A 23,477-nucleotide genomic window follows, 5' to 3' on the forward strand; every position below is an offset into this window, starting at 1 on the left:
TTGCACCTTGACAATTTCATATCTGATTTTTGCTTTACAGAAGCAGCATACAGAAGCAGCTAGCATTGCTCTAATTGAACACAAAGCATCTGTAGACTATAATGTAGTTATGCAGATACTGCGTTATATGGTTTACATCTGGGAGGACTATGAGAAACAGCAGGAGAAGCTGAAAAGAGGTATCTCCAAAACGAAGAAGTTTATGTACCCTCCTGTCCTGCCTATAGTTTATTACGAAGGCAGTAAGAAGTGGGTTGCATCCAAGATGTTATCTGACAGGATAGCGCTAAGTGAAGTGTTTGAGGAGTTTATACCTGACTTCAAGTATTACCTCATTAGTCTTAACGGTTATGACAAAGAAGAACTTATCCTGAAGAAAGATGCATTATCGCTCGTTATGCTGATAAACAGGATTAAATCTGATGAGGATTTTAAGAGTCTGAATTTGTCACCGGACTATCTGGATAGCTTACTTGAGAAGACGCCGGCAGATGTTCTAAAGATCATCAGCAGGATGATCGCAGTAATTCTAAGAAAAAAGAATGTTCCTGAAGACGAGATTCAAGATCTTGTAGACAAGATAGAGAGGAAGGATCACGTGGGACTTTTTGAAGAATTTAAGGGATTCGATGTTCAGGCTGAAAGGAAAAAGGGTAAAGAAATCGGCATAGATATCGGTGAGGAACTTAAGTTGATCAAGCTGGTGTGCAAAAAGCTGAGCATGGGTCAGGCTCCAGGCCAGATAGCTGAGGATCTTGTTGAAGATGAATCCCATATCCGGTCAATCTGCGAAATAGCAGCCTCATTCGCTCCGGACTACGACGCTGAAAAGATTTATGACCAGCTCACCAACGAAAAAGAGCTTGTATGATTTTGAAATACTCCTATATCTAACTTAATAAGGACTAACAAATCCCAATGTAGAGCAAAAATGAGATATGAAATTGCTTTGTGTTGGGATTTTTGTGATTGAAACATATTCATCAAGTTGGAGAGAAAAGTATGCCAAGAACTACGCCTAGTATCTTGTATCATTATACAAGTTTAGAGACGCTACAAGCTATTTTACAGAATAAGACTATCAGGTTGTCAGATATAACAAAATCTAATGATAGCAAGGAGATATCTCTTATTAGTAGTTATATCGATGACATTTATCAAGCTGCTTATAATGCTGAAACGGCTAAGATATTCATAGAAAATGTATCGGCAGAAGAATGGCAAAAGCAAGTTGCCGGTGCAAAAAAGAAATGGTTTGAAAACGATCATAATGGATTCTCTTATTATGTCTGCTGTTTTTCTAAAGCAGAAGATTTGTTGAGTCAGTGGAGGGGATATGCTGATGATGGAAGAGGAGTTGCAATAGGCTTTGATAAAGAGGCTTTGGAAAAGCTAATAAATAATTATCCGCCAATCAAGGTGGTTGAAGTTGAATATAATGAAAGAATTCAAAGAGGTAAAGTGCGTGATCAGGCTGACTTATTGATAAAAGGTATTAAAGAGTATATTAAATCAATTTATCGCGGTGGTGAGGCAATCCCATTAAAACAAAAAATGGTTGAATTGTTTGATAAAAGTTTTAATGAAGTTTTTAAATTGGCCATAGAAATGAAAAATTCCTTTTTTCATGAAGAAAAAGAGATGAGGCTATGCTTTTTAGTTAATAATTCAAGAATTGAAAAAAGTAGACCTTTGCGGTCGGGACCAGAAGTGATTGGTGGAACATTATATTTAGAATTGAAAGAATATGAAGAAGAGATAAATAAATTTGCAGTATTATATCCATTTAAGTTCTTTTTAAAGAATAATGGGATTTCTTCTTATGTTGACCTCGGGTTTAAGAAATACTGTGACAAAGCTGGAGGTCAATTGATCAGGAACGTGTGGCTTGGACCAAAATGTGGAGCTACGATAGATGAGATACAACGAATGTTTCGGCAACAAAGATTTGGTGATATAGAAGTAAAAAAATCAAGAGGATCATATCGTTAACAAGGCATGTATATCGATATTAAGCGGCTTAGAACGTTTTTTCATTTTGTTGGAAGTTTTATTGAAAACGTCATTTGGAATTGTATTTCTGGTTAAACATATTTCATTTTTGCGAAAAGGAAAAAAGATAATGGCAATTAGAACTGTTTTTCATTTAGAACTTACAGACTGCTGTAACTTCAATTGTGCGTTTTGCAAAAGTGTGCGAAGGCAAAACAAAGCTACACTTGACTACGATATAGCAATCAGATGCATGGATGTAATGAAGGATCATACTGTACATGGCATTTATTTGAACTCTGTTCAATTTAACGGCAGTGGAGAAGCATTGTTGTATCCGCGCCTTGATGAAATTATCGTAGAAGCTAGAAAGAGATTTCCTATGGCAGAATTTGTTACAAATGGGTCTCTTTTAACAGAAGAAAGAATACGTACCCTTCTTGCAACAGATATTGACATGATTGAAATCTCGCTTACTGGAATTATTCCTGAAGTATATCAGCATTTTCAAGGATCGGGGATACCTTACGACAAATGCGTAACGCAGCTCAAAACTGTCATGGAGAATGTTCATACACTTTTGCGCTTGCGCAATGAAATGCACAAGGAAACATATATAAGGCTGAGATATATAAGGTCACGGGAACTTGGAAGTTATCAGCATTTTAAGGATTATGTGAAATATTGGAAGAATAGTGGGGTTGATGAAATTTTTGTTACGGCACTTTGGGACTTTAAACGCCATCCTATTAAAGATATAAAGAAGCTTAAAGTTATTCGTTGTCATTGCATGAACTCTCCTATGAAAGTAAACGCGAATGGTGAAGTCTTCTCGTGTGCAAACAATCATGATTTAGTCAGATATTCTCTTGGAAATGTCAATGATACAGATCTTGCGGATATAATTACATCTGAAGCATTTATCATGGATAAGGCAAATAAGATGACAGTTGATCTTAATCGAGTACCTAAAACATGTTTATCCTGTGAGTGTCGGGCTTATAGGAAGTTTTCTGAAGAAATCATGAATATGCGAAGAAGAATCTTCTTTAAGAAACCAGTAAAGAGTTTCTTTTATAGATTTTTTGGGATTATGGATATTTGTTATGAACGATTTAACAGAAATGATTTATTTCATAAAATCTTCTGGACTTATTTATGTAGGCAGAGTAAACGAATACATGATGATTTTAATGAACAACAGTTGAGAAAAGCCGGGGAGAAAGTGCGTTGAAAAGCAAGGTTATTGTTTCGGTCATTATTCCAGTATTTAATGGAGCATCCTTTTTATTTGACGTGTACACAATGATGGAAAATCAGACCTTTCATGATTGGGAATGCATTTTCATAGATGATGGATCTACAGATGATTCATTAGATATATTAACCAAATTTGCTCGAAATGATGATCGTTTTTCCGTGCTGACTCAACCTAATATGGGGGTGTCCGCTGCTAGAAATGTGGGAATAGAGGCTTCCGTCGGAGAATACATTTGTATGATTGACTGTGATGATTATATACACCCCGACTACATCTCATATCTTTACGAGCTAATAAATATCTATGACGCGGACATGAGCTGCTGTGCAGTATTGAAACTTAATTCCAGGACCTTTGATAGTCTCGATAATCGCGCAGATAAACGCATATTATATGATAGCCGTTCTGCAACAGAAGACTTCTTTTATAGAAGACATCTAATAGGGTACCCTTTTCTGAAACTCATAAAAAAGGATTACGCAAAAGAAGTCTCTTTCGTTACTAGTATGAAATCTGCAGAAGATGAAGTATTCACATTTCAAGTTATCAGAAAATGCAAAACAATTGTTTATGGGGGGCGTAATCTATATCTGTATTATCAAAACCCTGAAAGTGCAACTCATGGTAAGCTGAAAGCTGCAGATTTTGAATACTCTTGGACATATATGCATAAGCATATTGAACCAATGGTTTCTCATGACGAATTAATTTTTAATGCCTACACAGTAAGAGAATTTATCTGGGCGATAGATTTATACTTAAGAATCGAAAACGAAGACTGTGAAAGTTTTAAAAATGAGCTTGTCAGTTTTATTGATAATTCCAAGTATTTGGTATTAAAAAACAAATGTGCGAGCATATCAAATCGCATTTTAGCCCTTATCGGTGTAGTAGCGACTAATGAAATGTTATTTCGGGCTTGCAAATTATTTCTAAGTATGGAGGCAAAAGGCTACGTGCAACGACGTAGACCAGCATAGTGTGAAAAAAGGATTGTTTATTACTGATAAAGATATATTAAACGAAATACAGAACGGTGGAGCCCGCGTTGGCAAAAGAAATCTTGATTATCTGTGTAAATGCCTTGGTCCATCTAATGTCTATATCATTCAAATTGCAGATAATATAACGGCTTCAGATTTGGCTATCCGTCAAGTTGGATGCTTGGGTAAAAGCTTTTTACGAGTCTCCAGTGTGTTTGAGTCCGTTATCGCAAATCTCTCTTTGCGTAAAAGTTATCTTCTATCAACAGAAAAGCACATTCTCAGCTATGTAAAAAGCATAATTAATGATATTGATGTGGTTTTTATGGATTCATCTCTGTATGGAGCTTTAGCGAGGAAAATTCGCCAACTACGGAAAATACCGATTATTATTTATATGCATAACATAGAGCATGACTATTCTCTCCGGAAGGTTCAGCTTGAAGGAATAAAATATTTACCTGCATTCTTTTCTTCATCATATAACGAGAGACTAGTGATGAAGTGTTCAAATTATATTATTTGCATTACAGAAAGGGATTCATCGCGTGCTGAAGAGCTATATAAAATCAAACCGAACTTGATTCTTCCTGTAACATTTAAGGATGAGTACAAGTTTTTTGCTAGAAAAGGGGTTAGAGAGAGAGTTCATAAAAAAAACATTCTTTTTATTGGTTCTCTATTTCCACCAAATTACCAAGGGGTAACATGGTTTGTTGAAAATGTGATGCCAAAGATTCCAGATATAGTATTAACAATTGTGGGAAAAGGATTTGAGACCAAGAAAAGGCAACTTGAACGAGAAAATGTTATAGTAATTGGTTCTGTCAACGACCTAACGCTATACTATCAAAGTTTTCCTATAATAGTTATGCCAATTCTCTGTGGTGACGGGATGAAAGTCAAAACTGCTGAAGCATTGATGTTTGGGAAAATAATAGTTGCAACCGACGAAGCGTTAGTAGGCTATGATGTTTCTGATTCACAAGATATATTTAGATGCAATACTTCGGAGGAATTTGTTAGTTGTTTGTCGGAGTTGTTCCAAAGATCTACTTTTCCCGTGAGCGAGACAAACCGACAACTTTTTTTGGAAAAATACGAGTATAATTCGCGATATAGTGAATTTAAAAAACTAATGAAAGGAGTTCTTGAACGTGGTTGATGCTTATTACAGTTCAAGAATAAGATGGTTGGTTTGCAACATTGCTTTGACCATTGCGTTATTATTGATTTATTATTTGAGCATTCCTGACACAGCAGTATTATGGGAGTTGCCTGACGAAACGGGATATTTATGGAATGCAGCATGGTTTATTGGAATTCCATGGGATTTAATAGCCCAAACAGGCATGTATTACGGATATGGATATTCTGTATTATTGATTCCTGTGGTTTTAATATCTGAAACAGGGTACTTAATAGTAAAACTTTCATATATTGTAAACATGATTTGTATAATCGCTACTTTTTGGATTTATGCTGCAATCATTGATTATCTTGATAATAAAAGCAATAATCCATATTGGTGTCTTGTGGCATTCGCTTCTTGTTTACTACCGTGTTTAAGAGTAAATGCAATAAAGGTTAATTGTGAGACTTTCTTGCCGATGATGCTAGGTGCAATAACTTTATTATTGATTCATTCGTTAAACAAGCGATATACATTTTTTTGGATATTTCTTGGTATTGTATTATCTTATATGCCTTTTATACATACTCGAACGTTAATTATTGTGTTTTCTTTTTTTCTGATGCTTTTTATAGCGTTTAGGTCAAGGATAATAAGCTTAAAAGAGGCAATAATCACCTTATTTGCCTTTAGTGTATCCTATGTTTTGTTGTTTTTTTTGAAACAGCAAATACTTAGTTATCAGACTTATATGTACCATCTTATACGTGGAGAAACATACTCTGGAGGCAATTTGATAACTAATGAATTTATAATTGATAGACTACAATCGCTTTTTTCAATAGTTAATCTTAAGAAGTATTTGCTTGCATTAGTCAGTAAAACTATATACTGCATTTTTGCGACTTTTGGAGTGTGTTGTTTTCCTTATTACTCCGTAATTAAACGGATAAAGAGTAAGAATAGGGTACAGGATAAGGATATGGTGGTCTACTTTATTTCCATATCAGCAGCGCTAACAGTATTAGCCCATACTTTTGGCTATCTGCCGGAAAATATTCCGTATTTAATCTACGACAGGTATTATATGTATACAATTCCTTTGTTGATATGTCTTGGGACATATATTTACATAACAGAAAAAATACGTCCGCATAATATGTTGATTCTTAGTCTATTCATTATATTGATTGGGCGCTTGTCTTTATTGTGGTTAGATGAATTGATGGATTTACACATGACAATGCATATTGATACAGCGAGAATATCTTCTTTTGCGCTGTTTGAGCCAAATTCATATAGTTGGGCAACTTTGCTTGCTTTAGAGCTACTATTTGCAACCATATTCATGTTTATTTTGGTGTTACTAAAGAAAAAAAAGGCTATCACTATTGCTCTATTGGTTGTCTTTCTTATTGCTGGGCAGCATGGTGTAAGCATAATAAATCACAGCAGAACAAACTTCTTAATTGATAGTCAAATATTTAATTACATCAACGCAAATAATAATGACAATTCAATACTTTTTATTGATGACCAGCCTGAAGGACACCAGGATATGACGTATACAAGTCTTCAAGTAATGATCAATGAAGGGAAAATAGATCTAATTGACTTAAATTACAATTCATTGACTGATGATATAGAAAAATATAAATACGTAATCACTTATTCTGGCAGCACAGTTTTGAATGTATTAAAAAAACAATATGGCCTCAATTCAAATATCACAGGAGAACATTTCACTTTATTAAGCTATGACCAGTGAACATTCACTTAATTTTCGTACCAATAAAATAATGCAAGTCATCAATATTTTTCGCTTCTTTCTTTCGATCCTTATTGTTATTGGACACACAAGGTATATGGGAGACTCTTTATTTCTGCAAATTATAGCTAAAATTATGTTGGTAAGTGTTGGATATTTCTTTTTTTTATCTGGCTATGGACTTTCTTATTCTTTTGCAAATAAGCCATTATATGATGATAAGTTTCTGATAAACAAGGCCTTGAGTTTTATTTCACTTACGTTGCCAGTTTATATTTTTCAAGCATTGATTTTTTTCTTTTTGGACATCAAGCCTCTTTCTACTGAACCTATATTAGATTATCTGTATTCAATTAATTGGTACTTATTAGAACTTTATTTTTTTTATATATTGTTTTTTATTTTATTCAAATTCTATTTTAAACAAATAGAATTATTAACATGGATAACATGTTTTAGTATGATTATCTTTCTACCGCTCACAGATATCCCGCCACAATACTATTTTTCATGCTGCGGCTTTGCGTTAGGTGTTTCAATTTATAAGCATGGGGACAAATTACTGTCTATTCGTGATGATAGTATTATTCCTTATATACTTGTTTTAGTAAGCGGCCTATTGGCCTCCATGGTTGGATTATCTTTTCCACAAAGGAGTATCATCGCTGCAATTGGGAAAAATATAGTTGTAGTTTCGTTTTGCTTATTTTTATTCATGGTAATTAGAAACAATAATGATACAGTTATAAATAGTAAGCTATTATTCTATTTGAATAGTATCTCATCAGGGATATACATATATCAATTTCCTATAATTAAAGCACTAAGAAACTATTGGGATATACATGGCATAAAGTATAGTTTCTTTTCTATAACTGTAGTGGTAGCGACAGCTATCGTTGCTTCTGTTGATAGAGTAGTAAAAATAGGAATAATAACTATATATGAAAAACGATATAAAACAAACATTGATTAGTAATCTTGCTTTGCAAGTTATTACTGCACTATATGGATTACTTGTTCCAAGATTTCTCTTGGCTAATTACGGCTCCATGCAAAATGGCATGATTAGTTCAATAGATCAGATTCTTTCTTATGTAATCCTATTAGAAGCGGGCATTAGTAACGCTGCCATTCCACTTCTTTTTGATCCTATAAAACGCAAAGATATTAACATGGTTAATGAAGTATTGGGTTCTGCTTCTAGATTATACTTAAAGAATGGCTTGTTATATCTTATGTTATGCGTTTGTGCTGGCAGTTTTTATTCTATATTTATGAAAAACCAGATCAGCTCTTTATACACATTCATTATGTTTATTATTCTTTCATCAAAGTCTTTAATCGATTTTTTCATTGCAGATAAATATAAGGTATTATTACTTGCTGATCGGAAACTATATATTTACAATAATATAGTTTCGGTTGAGACCATTGTTCTTCTCATAATTAGCTTATGGTTCATTAATGCAAACAGTTCGCTTTCATTAGTAAAAATGTTAATTCCATTACTACACCTGATAGGATCATTCTTTCTTCTACTAATAATTAAGAGAGAATATCCACATGTATCTCTTTGTTATAATGCGAACTTAATTATCCCTCAAGTCACTGGAGCATTTATTCATCAAATTTGCTCGTTTCTTACCTACAACACTGACATAGTACTCATGACATTTCTCTTGCCAAATTCATTGTTAGAAATAAGCGTTTATTCTGTTTATTCGTTAGCTTTGTCAATGGTTACTCGGTTATGTAAGGTTATGATTGACGGTATGCAAAGTGTATTTGGCAAACTGATTGCCGATAACAAAGATATTAATTCTCATTTTGACTTATTTGAAAGCTTGTATTTGCCATCAGTTTTTTTTCTATTCTCTTGTTATATCATCCTTGCTTCAGGTTTTTCAAAGTGCTTTACATCAACAACCACAGATGTTGATTATGTTCGCCCAATACTTGCTTTATTATTTGGAATTAATGGCATTTTGGCATCAGGAAAAGACCATTATGTAACTTTGATTAATGCAACTGGCGAATTTGAGAAAACAAAAATGCCATTCATTCTTGAATCAATAATAAACATTATCTGTACTATCATACTTATTCCTTTACTTGGAATGAATGGAGCGCTAATTGCTACAGCCATATCACATATAACTGCCTTATTTTTAATTGTGAGTAATATAGATCACAACGTAGTGCATGGTGTACAGCGACACACGCTTTATCGTTTTTTTATATATTCAATGACTTTACTCTTGATTATTCTATTTGAGAGAAAGATACAAATATCTGATTCATGGTCTAATTGGTTGATTCAAAGTTTACAGATATTTGTTATTAACCTAGCTGTTTATTCATTTTCTGCTGTACTAATTGATAGAAAAACAATAAAAAGGGGAATGATTGCCTATGCCAAATTGTCAGATTTGCACAGATAAAATGGTCTATTTCGATAAAGCGAAGATACTTAATAAATATGATGCAATATATTACAGATGTCCAACCTGCGGATTCATTGCTACTGAAACTCCCTATTGGCTAGATGAAGCTTATTCTTCGGCAATAACTAATTTAGATATTTATCTAGTCGAAAGAAATATTAAATATGGTAAAAGAATCTCTGCCTTAATCAATACTTTTTTCCCTAATACCAAGAATTGCCTAGACTATGGTGCTGGCTACGGAATGTTCGTTCGAATCATGCGTGACAATGGTCACAACTTTGAATGGTATGATAAATATTGTAATAATCTTTTTGCTCAATATCATGAAAAGACTAGTGAAAAATATGACATCATTACCGCTTTAGAAGTGTTTGAACATTTACCATCACCCATGCGAGAAATATCAAATATTTTCAGAATGACTGATACTTTGATATTTACTACTTCTACAATTCCAATGCGAAAAAAAATCAAAAAAGTTGAAGATTGGGAATACTTTGCTCCAGAACATGGACAGCATGTAAGTTTTTATTCGAAGCGGACACTTGAGATTATTGCAGCAAAATATAGCAAGCACTATGTAGGAACTAACGGTCTTCATATTATTTCCGATAAAAAAATAAGCCCCTGGCAACTATACTTAACTGTAGCTTGTGCTCCAATAATTAACACATTATTTAGGAAACAATCGCTCCTTAAAAAGGATTATGCCATTGCAAAACGGAAAGCTCAAAAAATGATATAAACAAGCTGTAGCCTCATTCTTCATAGGATTTCCGACTATCATTGGTGCTTGTCACCATGTAGAAACTGTGAACAGCTGTACGCAACCAAAATGTCTCTTTCTCCACATTTGTATTGCATTCCTTTTTGTAACTTATGTTATTTTACCATTATATCGTTTGCACTTTATCGCTACTGTGTATGTACATGCATTTTATTACGTGTTTCAAGCTAGAGGATGGCACGGTCCGTGTATTTATCTGCGCCGGAGGTGACAAAAAGGCTGTGCTGGAGGATTATAAGGATTTGATTGAATACCTGATTGGTAATGCGGTCAACAGCAACTTTTCTTCCAGGATTGACATGGAGGTCCATGAAGCTGTTTCCAAGCAACCTACCAACCTTCTGGGCACCAGATGCCACACAATTCAGTTTATTCTTTTTTTATTTTTTCGTCCAAAAAATTGGCTAACTGCGACAAAAAAATAGTGGCCTCTCCGAAAAGTCATACAATATGTTGTAGTTTGGAAAATTGAATATAAAAAAACACAAAGAGTGTTTTTGGTGTTTGATTGTTGGGTAAATAGAGGTATAATAGGAATGTGGCAGATTTTTATATGAAAAATCAATAACAAATTTCTTCATGAAGGGAGACAAAAGTTATGAGTATTAAATCACTTAAGAAGGTACTGGCTGTAACAATGGCAGCATCAATGCTTGTTATGCCTCTTACTGTCGGTGCTACAGATTCAGCTAGCTCATCCAGCAGCGAGTCTACACCTGTTGTAGAAGAGGTTAAGTCTACAAGCCAGGTAGTTGCAGGCGGCGAGGTTGTTAAGAACGAACTTCCCGGAGCTTTCGAGATCAAGGCTGACGCACCTATCAGTGGCGTTGCTGTAAAAGAGACTCCAGCTCAGATTAAGCAGGAAGCTGGTCTTGCAGCTAATGAGACACCTTTCGTATCAGCTTACACTGTTGATCGTAAGAAGAGCACCGCTGTATATGCAAGCTTTGACGCTGCTGCTGCTTCTGTTGGCGCTACAACACTTGGTGGTATTAATGTAGACCTTGGTAAGCTCACAGGTGGCAAGTTCACAGAGCTTCCGGCAGGCGTTTCTGTTCCATTTACAATGGGCATCAAGAACTTTGATCCTAACCGTACATACTATGTAGTTAAGGTTCTTCCTGGCGGAGCAATCGAGATGGTTCCCGTAACTGTTGAGAATGGCAAGATCACATTCAATATCACAGGCGGACTTGCAGGCTATGGACTTCTTTGCAAGTAATTGCATTGGATAGCAGAATTGCTTTTATATGAATAATAGGCGGGGAAATGGCTCCTTGGAGTCATTTCCCGCTTTTAGTATATGGATGTTGGGGAGCATTGCATGGGGAGAGAAGTGAGCAAATATAACTGCATATTAATCAAGGTGGTTATTGTTTTTTCACTTGTCTGTCTGTGCATGTACGGGATCCGGGGAATCTACGGCTTTTCCCTGTTTCCGGATGAATTTGGCTACTGGGCCGTGGCTGCAGGGATCCTGGGCTACGATTTCAGTGAGATAACATCTATTGGTTCTTTTTATTCCTTCGGATATTCTTTGATCCTTACCCCTATCATAAAGTTCTTTTCCGACTCCATAACTGCATACCGGGCAGCGGTCATTATCAACATGTGCCTCCAGGTAGCAGCTTTTTTCCTCCTGATTAAGATATTGGACAAGTTATTTAAAGCTGCTGACAGACTTCTGAAGGTCCTGCTGGCAGGGATGGCAGTGCTTTACCCTTCATGGGTCTTCTATGTCCAGATGACCATGTCAGAGGCACTCCTCTTTTTCATATATACTGTCGTGGTCTATGCCATGCTCTGCTTCCTGGAAAAGCCCTCGCCCATACGGGGGATCCTTCTGGCCCTGGCTACTATTTATACCTATTCGGTCCATATGAGAGCAGTGGGGATAGTGGCGGCAGTAGCCATAACGGTGGTGATCAGCCTCTTTGTAAGGTACGATGGAGTAGAGGATGAAGACTATAAATCCGGTAATCGCTTCTTTTCTGCTGCCTTGGCGATAGTATTCCTTCTTCTTGGATTTCTTTTATGCCTCCACATCAAGGCTGCAGTAATTGATTCTCTCTATTCTGTCGGAAAAGATAATCTGACTGCAATAAACGATTACTCCGGGCAGACCTACAAGTTCAAAGACCTGCTTTCCCCAAAGGGGATGGGACGGTTCCTTATAAGTATGTGTGGCAAGATTCTCTATCTTGGCTGCGCCACCTTCGGAACTGCCTATATCGGGATATACCACCTTATAAAAAGAGCTGTGAAAAGAGATTTAAGCGCACTGTTCATCCTCTTATCATCCCTTGCCCAGTTCCTGGTTATGTGTATATATCTTATTGCCAGCGCAGATCCGGGGGCAGAGAGGTTTGATCTCTTTCTACACGGCAGATATTTCGACTTCGTGGTTCCCCTGCTTGCTGTTATCGGGATATACGAGCTGGTGAGTTGCGACGGATATATCAGGAAAATAGCAGCTTCTGACATTATCATTGCCCTTAGCGGTGTTGTGTCCTGTCTGGTTGCCCGTAGGAACCTTGGATACTTTACAGATCCCCACGGTATGCTGATGATCGGTATGAGCTACTTCCTCGATGAAGAAAATGTAAGGCCCATGCAGACAATTATTGCAAATATTGTGTTTTCGCTGCTTATAACGTGTATAATTATTGTATTAGTTTCTTTTTACAAGAAGAGGGGAAATGTCTTTGTTCTATGCCTGGTCCATCTGTTTCTGATCGGCCTTTCCTACCACGCCTGTAACCATTTCATCTATATCGGACAGGTCTATATCTATGGGGACATACAGGTGGCGGATGAGATCAGGGACCTGAGAGAGTCCGGACACGAGGGAGACATAGTTCTGCTCTATGAGGGCGGACTGGAATATATAGATACCATACAGCTAAGGCTTCGGGATGAACATATCCGGGTGGTATATGCAGATGACTTAACGGCGCTTGAGGATATCCGCGCCGATGACCTTGTTCTTGTGGATTTTGAGAGTGAACTGAATTTGGAGCTTGCTGACAGGTATGACCATTCCTGGGAGTCAGGCCATTTTGATCTATACTATAACGATGCCGGGGGGAGAAACTGATGAAACTTATTATCCAGATACCTTGTTACAATGAGGCAGAAACTCTGGAGGTGGCACTTAATGACCTGCCGAAACATATCGACGGGGTAGATGAGATAGAATATCTTATCATCAACGACGGAAGTAAGGACAACACCGTGGAGGTTGCCAGGAACTGGGGCGTTGACCACATCGTCAACTTCAAGCAGAACCAGGGCCTTGCCAAGGGATTTATTGCAGGGCTTGACGGGTGCCTTCGGTGCGGAGCAGACATCATCGTCAATACTGATGCTGATGATCAGTACAAGGGCGAAGACATTGAGAAGATAGTACGGCCCATCTTAAACGGTGAGGCTGATATCGTCATCGGCGCAAGACCCATTGATGAGACAGAACATTTTTCTTATATCAAGAAGAAGCTCCAGCACCTTGGAAGCTGGACAGTTCGAAGGGCTTCCAAGACCAATATTCCTGATGCTCCCAGTGGCTTTAGGGCTCTCTCTCGTGAAGCTGCCATGAGGCTCAACGTTGTTAACGATTATACCTATACCCTGGAGACCATTGTTCAGGCCGGAAGAGAAAACATTCCCATGATGAGCGTGCCTATAAGGACTAACGCGGAACTGAGACCATCCAGGCTCTTTAAGAGCATCTGGGGATATGTAAAGAAGTCCATGCTTACGATCCTTAGGGCATATGTTATGTATAAGCCTCTGAAGGCCTTCACCCTGATAAGTATACCCTTTATATTCTTTGGTGTAGGCATCGGGGTCAGGTTCCTGTATTTCATGTCCCGCGGCACCAGCGGCGGACACGTCCAGTCCCTGATACTGGGCTGCACCCTTATAATCATTGGATTTCTTATTTTTATCATCGGACTACTGGCAGATACCATAGCAGCCAACCGGCGCATTATACAGGACATCCAGTTCCATGTTAAGAGTATTGAATACGGCAGGGACAGCTCTGACCTTAATATAAAAAGAGATTACAAAGAGGCAGAAGATAATGAAAAGAAATAAAGACAGAATCATCAGAACAATACTGGGACTTACCCTTATGGTGTGCGGGCTTTTTTATCTTAAGACCAGCGCCTGTGCTTCCGATCAGCTGACAGGAACCTTCCAGACCACAACCCGTGAGCTTACAGCCTACGACAGTGCAGATACTTCAGCAGGGCAGACCCAAATCGGCGCCGGAGAGATGGTGTTGGTGGAAGGCCAGGAAAACGGCTGGTTCCATATCATGTACCAGGGAAGTGACCTTTATGTCCCGGAATCTGACAGCGATGCCCTTGGCGGTCTTGCTGATGAGGCAGCGGCACAGGAGCTGGAGAAGCGTTCCCAGACTGATAAAGCCTGGATCGAATCCTATGTAGCCCAGATGAAGGCTGCAAGGAGCGCCAGGATATGGAGGATCGCCATTATATGCATCATCGTGGTTGCGGTTGTAGCCATCGTGGTCACCAGCATCAGGCACAATTCATCTGACAAGGGAGAAAGCGCAAAAGAATGAAGGCCTCAAAGCCCAAAAAAGAAAAGAAAAAAGTATCAGGGGGAAAAACATTAAAGAGCATTCTTAAGAAAGTCAACCCGGAGCCTAAAAAGGGCTCTGACAGGCTTGTTGACTACATGACAAGAGTTCTTTTATTCCTGTTCCCGCTGCTTATATTTGAAGAAACAGCATTTCTTAGCATATCCATGAAGGATATGCTTTTTGGCATCCTCATCCTGATAATGAGCCTTTGGTGTATCCTAAAGCTCCTTTTCAAAGGCGGAGCCTCGAAGCTGTCTTTGGGGAGAGGGATGCTCTTTGTCTTTGGCACATTTGTGCTGGTACTTATCCTGTTTGCAGTGCAGATGTCAAAGTTCAGCGGTGAACTGGGGCACACCTATCTGTATATCGGATTTTTCCTGCTTCCTTTCTGTGTGAGCTTTATAGATCAGGAGAGCAGGTACTACATGCACATCTTTCTTGCCTCCTACACTTTTGTTTATCTCAGCATCATCAGATTTGTCATCACCGGAACCCCGACACTTCTTGGCATAGAGAAGCTCCTGGGAAGCCCGTCGAAGATCATTCCTTCCATGCTGCTTTGCTGCGCTGTTAGCTCTTTTCTCTATATCACGGAGAAGGTGCAAAGGGCTCAGAATGTATATCTGGGCTACTTCGTGGTGGGGACTGTAGCTCTTTTCATGTACGGCGACATGGCTGCCTTCATGCTCCTGTTCCTGTATCTGATGTGTCTGCAGTTCCTTGGAAAGCCCACAGCAGGCTTTTTGAAAAAGAACTTTATCCTGCTCTTTGCCTTTGCCTTCTGTGCATCAAATACTCCGCTGCTGACCTATTTTGGCATAAAAGGCTATACCAGGCAGTTCGACCTGGAATATAGCATCTATATCGACATCGTCATTGCCGTAGCGGGACTTATTATCACCAGCTACTGGGACAAGGTTCCCAAGGACAAGGATGGGGATCAGACCCTTATGACGGGGCTTTCTGCCTGGTTTAAAAGAGCTATCCCTGTGGTCCTCACTCTTCTTGCCATCACCTTCATCTTTGGCAGCAGAGGAAACAGCCTCAAGGATACAATTGGCGGAAAGGCTATTGCAGGCTTTTCTGGAGGTCTCTGGAATGCAGTTAACTCATCAAGCGGAGAGATCTGGCATGTGCTGGCTGTTTACGGAGTGATCGGTGCCGGGATCATGCTCATGCTGGGACTTGTGGTGCTTGGCGTTCTTTATAAGGGATGGCCCAATCCCGGACAGGGGGAAGTTTCAAGGGGCTATATCCTGATTGCTGTCATGTTCATGGCTCAGAGTCTCTTTTACCCATTCTCCTCTGAATCCACCCCAACGTATCTGATATTCCTGGGCTTTGCCATTGCTGCTTCAATGACTCTTGTGGAAGAGGATGCCCCTGAGGCTAAGGAAGAAAGCGACCTTCAGGTTATTTGGGTTCCGCAGCGGGTAAAGGAGGCTATCAGGGCAGAGCATAGAAATAATGGAAAAGAAGAACCGTCAAAGGCTGCTGCCCTGGCAAGAGCTTTTGCTCCTCAGGCCTGCGAACTTCTTGCGGCGGTTTTTGCAGCTTCACTTCTTATAATGGTTGCTTTTGCACTCTATCGCGTATTCATGCCTGTGGGCAATGCAGGCTCAGAAGAGTCCCTGGTACAGGTGGCTGTTACCCACAGACAGGAGCAGCTGGCAGCAAAGGCTGAGGCTGAAGCTGCCGAAAACAGCCTGGATCTTGCAGCTGATGAGTCGGTAGAAGAAGCTTCTGCAAAGGAAGCGCAGGCTCTGGTTGCGAACGCTGAGGCCTCAAAAGAGCCTTTGGAAGAAGCTGCAGCTGAAGCCAAAGAGGAAGCTACGAAGGAATCAGAGGACGCGGAAGCTGGGGAGGAAGAAGCTGAAGCTCAGGAGCCTGAGGCTGACGATGAGGAGGCTGAGGCTGAAGAGGAAGAAGAGCCTTCGGAGCCGGAAGCCGGCGTAAGTCACGGCGATTACAGGATATATGATCCCAAGGCTTCATATGACAGTGTAGAAGAGACGGTTTCCGGGCGGGGAGGCATGGTAAACCTTCGCTCAATCCCAAGCACCGGCAACGGCTCCAGGGTGATCCATGCCCTTGAAGAGGGAGAGACGGTAAGGCGCATTGCTATCGGCCAAAACGGCTGGTCAAGAGTTATATATAACGGAAGGACACTCTACGCCGTATCGGAATATCTGGAAGTTGTTCCTGAAGGTGAAGAGGCAGAGGCTGAGGGTGATGCTGCCGGCGAAGAGGAAGTCGCCGAGGGGCAGGAAGCACCTGCAGAAGCGCCCGCCGAAGAGTCCAAGAAGGAAGAAAAGCCAAAAACTCCTGCCTCCTATTCTGTTCAGTGGACTGATCACAACAGGTCAATATCCATCTGGAGCGCCGGTGTGCTTCAGGGAACAATGACCGTCACCGACGGTGAGGGCAATGTGAAGGAGATGACAGGGTATGGGGATTACTACCAGGGAAGCGGCAAGAACCAGAAGCGCTATTTCAGCATCTATGTACCCCAGGGAGAATCACCTCTTACCATCAATGCGGATGGTGGTTTCGTGGAGGCTATAAAAGGCATGGGATACAGCGGGCTTTACTTTAATAAGGCAATACATAACTGGTAAGAAGGTTGTTGGGATTTTTATGAACGGGGAAAAGAAAAAGGAAAACAAGTTAAAAAAACTGATAAACAGCAGGACCTTTCACGTCACACTTCTTCTTTTTGTAATTGTGGTGATAGTTCTTTTCATGCTTATTGGTTCTGCGGTGATCCTGTTTAGCACTTATACCATTACTCTGGATCTGGGGGATGAGTCGGAGCCCATGGTGGAGACCTATAACATAAACTCCGGGGCTATTGATCTGGGTATACCCACAAGGGAGGGCTTCAGGTTTGTGGGCTGGACCGGGTCAAATGGTGATAAGCCGTCAAGGAACGTTACTGTTGGAAACGGCCGCCTTGGGAACTTAAGCTTTACTGCCAACTGGTCAGATCAGCTCAATGTCACTTGCCAGGACTGGATCGTGGATGCCAAAGGGACTCCTGTGCAGGAGATAACTTCGGATATCGATAAATTCCTTAAGGATGGGAAGAGTACCAAGAATTATAAGGCCCAGGAAAGGACTGTACAGGTTAAAAACGGAGATAAGATAAATCCTTCCAGATGGGGAGATGACAAGGCATACAAGGTTTATCACTCGGATTACATGTATGTGGGTAATTCTGGGGAGATAACGGTAACGGAAGATGAGATGGTAGTATACAGGTATTTCTATCCTGTGCTTGATGTGAACTATCGTCTTGATGGCGTAAGTCCATCTGAGAATGAAATTGCTGACGGGGATGTTGGACGCTTTGACCTCTATGTTGATGATAAGCTTGTCACTGCGGAAGCCTGGGATTTTTGCGGTGGTGTGCCCTTTGGGTCGAAATATGAAGTGGTTCCCAAGAATACCAATCCTGCCTATAAGTATGATGAGGAGGCGGAACTTTCTGGAGTTATGGGGAGTACCCGTAATAATGTGGATATTTCTTTTGCCACAAGACAGGGGGAATATACTGTCAGGTGTGAAGACTGGGTCATTGATGAAAAGGGTGACCGAAAGCTTGAGATAACGGATAAGATTGACAGCTACCTAAGTGCCGGGAAGAGCGGAAGGAAATACCCGGTGGTGAACAGGGAGCTTGCTGCCTCCAAGGGAGATGTGGTAAGCGCCGCCGATTGGGGGTGCGATCCTTCATATAATGCATACTCTGAGGACTTCATGTACGTATCCTGCTCGGATGAGATTACGGTCAATAGGGATAACATGACGGTGTACAGATATTTCTATCCGGTTCTGGACATTGCTGCCGATGTGAACGGGAACCAGGCTGACAACACCAAGGGCCTTGGCAGGTTTAATCTCTATGTGAACGGCAAGCTGGAAGCTGAAGATGTTTATGATTTCAGGCAGGGGATCCCCGCACAGGCCCGGTACAGGGTTGAGATGTCAGGTTATGATGACTGGTCCTGCGAATATAAGCCCTCTGTGGCCGATGAGCTGACTATGGGAAGCTACGCCCGCACCATGAGGCTTAAGTTCGTGCCAAGGGAGGGTGACAGCTATGTGACCATAGAGGATTGGCTGGTGGATGCCCATGATAACAGGATCCGCCAGATCACGGATGAAACCGATGCGTACCTGACTGCCGGTAAGAGTAGCAAGGGCTACACCCTTCAGCCAAGGATAATCCGGGCGCAGTCAGGGGATGTTCTGGATCCGGCGCTTTTTGGAAACGATGAAGAGAGAAAGTCCTACAGTGATGTTTATGATTATGTTGGTGCCTCCGGTGAGACAACCGTAGAGGGGAATAACACTGTGCTCTACAGGTATTTCTATCCTGTGCTTGATGTAAACGGCCTTATTGATGGGAATTTGAAGGGGAATCTTGGCGATGTGGCAACCTTCTCTGTTTACGTTGATGGCAGAAGAGTGGATTCGGATTTGAATGATTTCTGCGATGGCGTACCTTGCGGTTCAAAATATGAAATCAGGGATATTGAGGTTGCTGATGGCTACGAGTACGTTGATGAGGGCGTGACAGCAGGTGTCATGGGCGACGAAGTCACATCGATGCAGCTTACGATCAACAGCATCGGGGAGTAAGGAATGAAGGCTGGTGATTTGGGACGTAAAGTGAATATGGGCGTTTGTTTGTATGCGCTTGCATTTCTTCTCTCTGCTATTCCGGCTTTGTTCCTGTCGGCTCCCTTTGTGGAGGATTCTCTTGGAACCATGGGCGCAGCTGCTTTCCTTACTGGTCATGACTGGGGTGATTTCCTTGTTGAAAAAGGCTTTTATTACAAATACGGGCAGAGTCTGTTCTATCTGCCTGTATTTTTATGTGTCCACGATCCTGTGGTGAGGTATAAGGCTCTTTTGCTGGTTAACAGTGCACTTATGGCTTTTGGTCCGGTCTTGGCCTACAGGATAGGTGAAAGGCATCTTGCTATGCCTTCATTCGATGCGGCCTGTATAGCCCTTATCTCCGGATGCATGCCGGCAGCCTTGCTCTATGGCAAGCTTACCTGGGCAGAGCCGTCGCTGTTTCTGGTGCCCTGGGTGGTTCTGTACATGCTGCTGGAGCTTGAAAGCGTTAGAAATGGTGCTGGCGCCACCGGGCGCAAACGCCTTCTGAGTGCGCTTTTGGCCTGGAGCTGCGCTTTTGCCTTTATGGCGCACCAGCGCGGGATAATTGTGGTGCTGGGAACAGTTCTTTTCCTGATCATTCGGGCTGTGAAGGATAAGAAGCCTCTGGTCAGTCCATTCGTATTTGGCGCAAATCTTGTGGTGGCTTTGATCCTGGACAGGGGCCTTGATGCGTGGCAAAAGCTCTATGTCTATCATGGCGCAGAATTAAAGCATAACCTTCTGAGTGCCTTTCTGCACATTGAGATCTACCAAAAGCTCTTTTCCCCGCTTGGGCTTAAGGTGGTGCTTCGCACTGTGCTTGGGTGGTTTTTTAACAGCTCTTTTTCCGGGCTGGGGATCAGCTTACTGGGGATCCTTATCTCTTTTGCCTGTGCCCTGGGCTTTAAGAAGGTGAATGTGGCGTTTCCGGACAAGTTCAGAACCATCTGCCTGCTTGGAGTAATCCTTTATGTGGGCGCGCTTCTTCTGGGCGTACTGTTCTTCTTCGAGACCTTGTATGACTACTGGCAGGGCATAGCTGTGGAGAGGTGTGACCACCTGGTGTTTGGGCGCTACCTGGAAAGCACGCTGCCTTTGATGCTGTTCGCAGGCTTATATGCCCTGGCCAGGCTTTCTGTCAGTGGTGGAGATGGGAGCCGCGGTGATGATGGGAATCCTGATGAAATAGGGAATTGTAGAGAAATTGGGAATAATGGCGGCTATGGGGAATGTGGTGACATTTGTGTCAGGAAGATGCTGCTTCGAATGTCAGGCTGTGTTTGGGCGGTTATGATACTTTTGTCGGCCTTCTTTATCGCGGCGATTGCCCAGGCAATGAAGGGAATCGATTGCTATGTTCATTCCCTTATGTCCATGAATATTTGCTTTGACATGACGGGAGTGTCTGTAACGAAGGACGTAATCTCGAACCTCGGGACTGCTATAATTGTCTTTGCCCTTGTCTGCTGCATTCTGTTTCCGCTGTTTGTGGCGCTTTCTAAAAGAGGGAAGATCAGGGCGGTGTTTATTATCACCGGAGTGCTGTTCCTCTATATCTACCTGCGAAGCTTCTGCGATATCCTCTACCGAATTGATGTGAGGGCCCTGACAGATTTCGCGCAGTATTATCTTAGATGACTTTAGGGGTTTTTATAAATATCGTGCGAGAAAACCCTGCTTATATTTTCTCCAGGCCAACAGGCAATAGCACGAACAAATGTTCTAAAAAACATAGACAATGTACATCGGAAATGATATACTGACAACGTATATGCACTTATTGTTCGTGGACATAAATTTGAGGGTAAAACATGGACTTCAAATTACATTCGGAATATAAGCCGACGGGTGATCAGCCCCAGGCAATCAAGAAATTAGTTGATGGTTTTAAAGAGGGCAATCAGTTTGAAACGCTGCTGGGTGTAACGGGCTCTGGTAAGACCTTTACCATGGCCAATGTCATTGCTGCGCTCAATAAGCCCACACTTATCATCAGCCACAACAAGACTCTTGCAGGACAGCTCTACGGAGAGATGAAGGAGTTCTTCCCGGAGAATGCTGTAGAGTACTTTGTGTCCTACTACGACTATTACCAGCCTGAGGCCTATGTGCCACAGACTGATACTTATATTGCCAAGGATTCTGCGATCAACGACGAGATAGACAAGCTAAGACTTTCTGCAACAGCATCCCTTGCAGAGAGGAAGGATGTGATCGTTGTTGCCAGTGTGTCCTGCATCTACGGCCTTGGAAGCCCTGAGGAATTTAAGGGCATGTCAGTATCTCTGCGCCCCGGCATGACCAAGGACAGAGATGAACTGATCAAGGACCTGGTGGCGATCCAGTACGACAGAAATGACATGGAACTTGGAAGATGCAGCTTCAGGGTTCGGGGAGATACGGTTGAGGTTTTCCCCGCTAACGCTGATGATTACCTCATTAGGATTGAGTTCTTCGGAGATGAGATAGACAGGATCTGTGAGGTGGAACCTGTAACTTCCAAGGTCAAGAGCGAACTGACTCATGTCATGATCTACCCTGCTTCGCACTATGTTGTACCTCAGGAGAAGATCAACGCAGCCTGTGACAACATTGAGAAAGAGCTTGAGGAACAGGTCAGGTTCTTTAAGGGTGAGGACAGACTTATAGAGGCTCAGAGAATTGCTGAGCGCACCAACTTTGATGTTGAGATGATGAGGGAGACGGGGTTCTGTTCCGGAATTGAGAACTACTCAAGGCACCTTAATTTTGCCAAACCCGGCGAGCCTCCGCTGACACTTCTTGACTTCTTTGACGATGACTTTTTGATCATCGTAGATGAGTCCCATATGACCATTCCTCAGGTCGGAGCCATGTACAACGGCGACAGGAGCAGGAAACTTACACTGGTGGACTATGGCTTCAGACTGCCATCTGCTCTTGATAACAGACCTCTTAATTTTGAGGAGTTTGAGCAGCACATCGATCAGATGCTGTTCTGCTCGGCAACTCCGGGTAAGTATGAAGAGGAACATGAGCTTCTTCGTGCAGAGCAGGTAATAAGGCCGACAGGTCTTTTGGACCCGGAGGTCGACGTACGCCCTGTTGAGGGACAGATAGATGATCTTATAGGTGAGATCAGGAAAGAGATAGACAACAAGAACAAGGTCCTTGTAACCACGCTAACCAAGCGCATGGCAGAGGATCTGACCCAGTACCTTGCAGAGTCAGGGATCAGGGTCAAGTATCTGCACTCGGATATTGATACTCTGGAGAGAGCTGAGATCATCAGGGATATGAGACTTGATGTCTTTGACGTTCTTGTGGGTATCAACCTTTTAAGGGAGGGGCTTGATATTCCGGAGATATCCCTGGTTGCCATAATAGATGCGGATAAAGAGGGATTCCTTCGTTCTGAGACTTCTCTCATTCAGACCATCGGACGTGCAGCCAGAAACTCTGAAGGCCACGTAATAATGTATGCCGACAACATGACCGATTCCATGAAGAAGGCTATAGATGAGACCAAGAGACGTCGCGCAATTCAGCAGAAATATAACGAGGAACATGGCATAACACCTCAGACCATCAAGAAGGCAGTTCGTGACCTCATTGCAGTTACCAAGGCAGTTGCCAAGGAAGAAGTTAAGTTTGAGAAGGACCCGGAATCCATGGACAGAGACGAACTGGAGAAGCTCATCGCCCAGGTTCAGAAGAAGATGAAAAGGGCCGCTACAGAGCTGGATTTCGAGACGGCTGCAATGCTGCGTGATCAGCTCATCGATCTTAAGAAGGTGCACACAGAGATTACGCAAGGGCTGTGAGCATTCAAGAGTTTAGGAGAT

General features: G+C 41.5%; 17 protein-coding genes. All 17 read left to right on the top strand.

The genetic code is table 11. From position 1 onward, the window contains the following. The first annotated feature begins 7 nt into the window (after positions 1-7). The 17 genes from G633_RS18275 to uvrB all read left to right on the top strand — a co-directional run bounded on the left by G633_RS18275 (position 8) and on the right by uvrB (position 23,456). Entirely contained in the window at positions 8-871 is an 864-nt protein-coding gene (locus G633_RS18275; RefSeq protein WP_051200175.1) for an Rpn family recombination-promoting nuclease/putative transposase, read from the top strand. 131 nt (positions 872-1,002) lie between these two features. After that, positions 1,003-1,992 carry a DUF2971 domain-containing protein gene (locus G633_RS0112110; protein ID WP_026520067.1) on the top strand — a complete coding sequence of 330 codons (990 nt, stop codon included), beginning with the start codon at positions 1,003-1,005 and terminating at the stop codon, positions 1,990-1,992. Positions 1,993-2,122: 130 nt separating this feature from the next. After that, positions 2,123-3,226 carry a radical SAM protein gene (locus G633_RS0112115; RefSeq protein ID WP_026520068.1) on the top strand — a complete coding sequence of 368 codons (1,104 nt, stop codon included), beginning with the start codon at positions 2,123-2,125 and terminating at the stop codon, positions 3,224-3,226. Next, positions 3,223-4,233, top strand: a complete 1,011-nt coding sequence (locus tag G633_RS19375) for a glycosyltransferase family 2 protein (RefSeq protein WP_026520069.1) — start codon at positions 3,223-3,225, stop codon at positions 4,231-4,233. The genes G633_RS0112115 and G633_RS19375 overlap by 4 nt, the downstream gene beginning before the upstream one ends. 1 nt (position 4,234) lies before the next feature. Next, on the top strand, positions 4,235-5,401 hold the full coding sequence (locus tag G633_RS0112125; protein WP_035771359.1) for a glycosyltransferase: 1,167 nt from the start codon (positions 4,235-4,237) through the stop codon (positions 5,399-5,401). Then, positions 5,394-7,136, top strand: a complete 1,743-nt coding sequence (locus tag G633_RS0112130) for a hypothetical protein (RefSeq protein ID WP_026520071.1) — start codon at positions 5,394-5,396, stop codon at positions 7,134-7,136. The genes G633_RS0112125 and G633_RS0112130 overlap by 8 nt, the downstream gene beginning before the upstream one ends. Positions 7,137-7,167: 31 nt before the next feature. Then, on the top strand, positions 7,168-8,112 hold the full coding sequence (locus tag G633_RS0112135) for an acyltransferase family protein (RefSeq protein ID WP_255346144.1): 945 nt from the start codon (positions 7,168-7,170) through the stop codon (positions 8,110-8,112). Continuing rightward, the gene (locus G633_RS0112140; protein WP_026520073.1) at positions 8,081-9,580 is read left to right on the top strand and encodes a polysaccharide biosynthesis C-terminal domain-containing protein; all 1,500 of its coding nucleotides are present in this window, start codon (positions 8,081-8,083) and stop codon (positions 9,578-9,580) included. Before G633_RS0112135 ends, G633_RS0112140 begins: the two co-directional genes overlap by 32 nt. Continuing rightward, positions 9,552-10,331 (top strand): class I SAM-dependent methyltransferase, encoded by a 780-nt coding sequence (locus tag G633_RS0112145; protein WP_026520074.1) that lies wholly within the window; start codon positions 9,552-9,554, stop codon positions 10,329-10,331. The genes G633_RS0112140 and G633_RS0112145 overlap by 29 nt, the downstream gene beginning before the upstream one ends. 640 nt (positions 10,332-10,971) lie before the next feature. Beyond that, positions 10,972-11,595, top strand: coding sequence for a hypothetical protein (locus G633_RS0112155; RefSeq protein ID WP_026520075.1), 624 nt, complete (start codon positions 10,972-10,974; stop codon positions 11,593-11,595). Between the two features lie 177 nt (positions 11,596-11,772). Then, positions 11,773-13,470: a hypothetical protein gene (locus tag G633_RS0112160; RefSeq protein ID WP_207638110.1), complete on the top strand. Its 1,698-nt coding sequence runs from the start codon at positions 11,773-11,775 to the stop codon at positions 13,468-13,470. Beyond that, on the top strand, positions 13,470-14,471 hold the full coding sequence (locus G633_RS18285) for a glycosyltransferase family 2 protein (RefSeq protein WP_035771362.1): 1,002 nt from the start codon (positions 13,470-13,472) through the stop codon (positions 14,469-14,471). The genes G633_RS0112160 and G633_RS18285 overlap by 1 nt, the downstream gene beginning before the upstream one ends. Next, on the top strand, positions 14,458-14,964 hold the full coding sequence (locus G633_RS0112170; RefSeq protein WP_026520077.1) for a hypothetical protein: 507 nt from the start codon (positions 14,458-14,460) through the stop codon (positions 14,962-14,964). Before G633_RS18285 ends, G633_RS0112170 begins: the two co-directional genes overlap by 14 nt. Next, complete coding sequence (locus tag G633_RS0112175) at positions 14,961-17,603, top strand: SH3 domain-containing protein (RefSeq protein WP_026520078.1); 2,643 nt, start codon at positions 14,961-14,963, stop codon at positions 17,601-17,603. Before G633_RS0112170 ends, G633_RS0112175 begins: the two co-directional genes overlap by 4 nt. Before the next feature lie 19 nt (positions 17,604-17,622). Then, entirely contained in the window at positions 17,623-19,629 is a 2,007-nt protein-coding gene (locus tag G633_RS0112180; protein WP_026520079.1) for a hypothetical protein, read from the top strand. 3 nt (positions 19,630-19,632) lie between these two features. Next, positions 19,633-21,291, top strand: coding sequence for a hypothetical protein (locus G633_RS0112185; protein WP_026520080.1), 1,659 nt, complete (start codon positions 19,633-19,635; stop codon positions 21,289-21,291). A 173-nt stretch (positions 21,292-21,464) separates the two neighbouring features. Continuing rightward, entirely contained in the window at positions 21,465-23,456 is a 1,992-nt protein-coding gene (gene uvrB, locus G633_RS0112190; RefSeq protein WP_026520081.1) for an excinuclease ABC subunit UvrB, read from the top strand. Positions 23,457-23,477 lie beyond the last annotated feature (21 nt).

The organism is Butyrivibrio sp. FCS006 (genome assembly GCF_000424525.1).
GTDB lineage: Bacteria > Bacillota > Clostridia > Lachnospirales > Lachnospiraceae > Butyrivibrio.